The 3,136-nt window shown below is 39.5% G+C and carries 1 pseudogene; it reads left to right on the forward strand.

Going from position 1 to position 3,136, the window contains the following annotated elements:
* Positions 1–19: 19 nt before the first annotated feature.
* Positions 20–3,136: pseudogene (locus EHQ64_RS18590) on the forward strand (hypothetical protein); the annotation flags it as partial.

Below are 3,136 nucleotides of genomic sequence, written 5' to 3' on the forward strand. Positions count from 1 at the left end.
TTCAGAAAGTCTTCAGAAATTGAAAGAAGATGCGGAGAATCGTAAAAAATTAGAAGGAGCTAAGATCAACGAGAAGGCTCTTGAGATGTTACATGATTATCTTGCGGGTCTTCCACAAAACAGCCGAAATTTCGATACAATCTACCTAAAAGTATTAAAGGATGCGGATACTAGTTCTCTTGGATTAGATCTCGATCCCGATGCGTTGACGAATAGAAAAGCTTTAGATATCGTTTTAGACTTTTTTAGGAATAATAGGAACGCGATCTCAAACCAACTGGCTTCCACAGATTATGAAGATTGGATCTCTAGTTTAGGGGACGAGTTGGATGCGGCAGGTGAGACAGTATCTTTCTATGAGGACGGAGGTAAGTTTTCAGAAGAGGACAGATCCGATATTCGAGCAAGCGGCACTTCGGAAGAAAAAAGACTTTTAAACGAGTATTATAATTTCGGTAGCACTTTCTTTTTCGGTTCAGCGGTTCAAAGTAAAATTGCATCTTTAGACCAAGCTTCTCAAAACTTCTCCGCATTTGCGTCTCAGGTAACCACAAGAGGTGTATTGTCCGCACTTACAGACGACTATTTTGAGGCCCAGGAAAATAAAACAAGCGGACTACTTGCAGAGATCCGTTCTAAGATTGGAGGGCTTTCTTCTGTTACAGCATCCGATCTTTTACAAGATTCTTTCAATATAGGAACAAATTTAGATCATGATAATGAAGAGGAAGATAGACGTAAAAATCTTCTCTCTGAATATCTAACAGGCAAAACAAGTACGGAAGATTTCCTACTTGCGATGAGTGATCTTTCTTCTCTCAGTAATATTTTTGGAGCATCCATCGCGACCAAAGTGTATTCGGATGCAACAGGGCTCAAAGGCCAATATACGAGCCAATTGACCGATTATGTAAATGCTTCCAATAACTTAACGAATTCCTTAAATAATGCGAATGATGCCGTAAATTCTGCGATGTCCTTATTTGCGGACAATCGTTTGGATTATTTCAACGGACAGTTGAGCTCTTTACAAGGGATCTATGATCTACGTAATTATGAGGATCCTGCAAATCCTGGAGTCCCGGTCTTTACGAGTATGGATTTTAGCAGTCTTGGGAATTATATCTCCGGGATATCTGCAAGTTTAAGCGGCTGGAATACCACAAAAGGAAACTTACAAACGGCATTTGCTTCTTATAATGATGCAAAGGCAACCTTGTCTTCCTTGACCCCAGGAAGTGATGAATTCTTAACCCAATCGAATACAGTACTTTCTAAGTTTAATGATCTAAGAACTGCGTATGAAGAAGCAAGAGGATACTTGCAGATCGTTACGGGAGATACCCAAAGCGCATATACGGAGAGTCGAAACCTAGTCACTCAAATGAAGTCCGAGGAAAGTCTTTCCGGCAATTTCCTTTTGAATGCGACTACACTTGCTACCGCTCCTGCAGGTATTTTGGATCAATACAATACGAATCCTGGAAACTTTACATATTTTGCATCTCTTCAAAGTGGTCCTGTTGAACTTTTGATCACAGAAGAAATGTCTGTGACTCTTGGAATGCTTGGTCTTGCGATAGACCAAAGTGATTTGAGCGGAGTGTTTGCGAAATCAACCGGATTAGATTCTATAACGACAAGTTTAAACTCGGTATCTACTACATATGCTTCTTTAAATTCCGCAAAGACTAAGATAGAAGATTTCCAAGACGGACTTTCGGATCGGATCGTAGTGTATCTGGGAGAAGGTTCTAAAAATCAGATCGATCAGGAAGAGCTTATCTCTTATGTAAAAGATCTTAGAAATTTTTTCATCACCAAACAACAAAATGGAGAACAGATCAATAGTTCTATCCTTTCCGCTTTGGAGACTGCGGGAGCATATACAGACGAATTGGAGAATTTGAAATATTTCGCTTCCATTCCTGTAGCAGATAGAACGGAAAGTAATCTAAATACTACTCTTACAACGGCTAAGACCTATACTACTACCATCCAAGAAGCAAGAACCTTGTTTGTAGAGTTACAATCCACTTTGAAGGCATTACAAGCTTCCGGTCAGCCTGCTTTTAACTCAATTACCCAGATAGAGGCAGGTCTTCAGAAATTTGCTGCTCTTCAAACAAAACTGCAAGGTTCCGATTTTGAATTGGATGCAGACGTTGTTTCCGGTATGGATTCCTTGAAAAACTATGCTTGGGAAATCCGTAAAGAGCAGTTAGGAGAAGCATTCTTATCCGAATTAATTTCAAATACTTCTTTGGATCAGTTTATTACGGAAGTAAGAGCTGGAAAACAATGGGCTGTGGATCCGAATGCCGCTTCTACAAATCCATATGCTCTATCTCAAAATACGGAAGCTAAGTTTTTAGGACAGGCTCTTACAGAAACCCAGATCCAAGAACTTTATAGTTTCCTAAAAGTATATAGAGACCAGGCGAAGATCCAAAATGCGGATCTAAGCAAGGGGATCGAAAGTATCCTGATCTCAAGCGATCCGGATATAAAAGAAGAACTACAAAAACAAGCATTAGCATTGGGTTATGAAAGAATTAATGCGAACCTCGCTCAAGGAGCGTTTGCAAGTGCCAGTTCTTATCCTCCGGAACTTGCAGACTATGCTTTGGTCAGTAATTTCTCCGCATACTTAGGAGCGATTAGTGCTGCAGCAACTGCAAATAACCAAACTGTAGATAAAAGCGAAGTATTAAGAAACTTCCTGTTAACATATGGAATTGCTTCTCAAGGACAGTCCCTTTTAGAAAACTTTGTCTCTAATTTTGATACTAGAAATTCCTCTTATTATCTTCCTGATTTCCTGAAGGAAAGAGATCTAGCGTATGCATATTATTATAGATCCGCTACGGAAAACTTAACTCCGGATAATATGGCTTCTCTTACAAGTTGGTTACAGAGTAAAAAATACGAATCCAGTCTTGTGAACTCTTTGAATAAAACAGTTCGAATGGATTCTCTTTTAAGCGGTTATTTGGGAGATCCTGATTCGGAATATTTGGATTACGCAGAAAATAAATTAAGCGGTGGGCTTTCCGATTCGGAAAAACAAGGATTCGTATTGTATAAGGCGGGGCTTTATTCTCCGTTTGCCGCTTTGGATCCTATGTCAAATATC

Source organism: Leptospira sarikeiensis (assembly GCF_004769615.1).
Classification (GTDB): Bacteria; Spirochaetota; Leptospiria; order Leptospirales; family Leptospiraceae; genus Leptospira_B; species Leptospira_B sarikeiensis.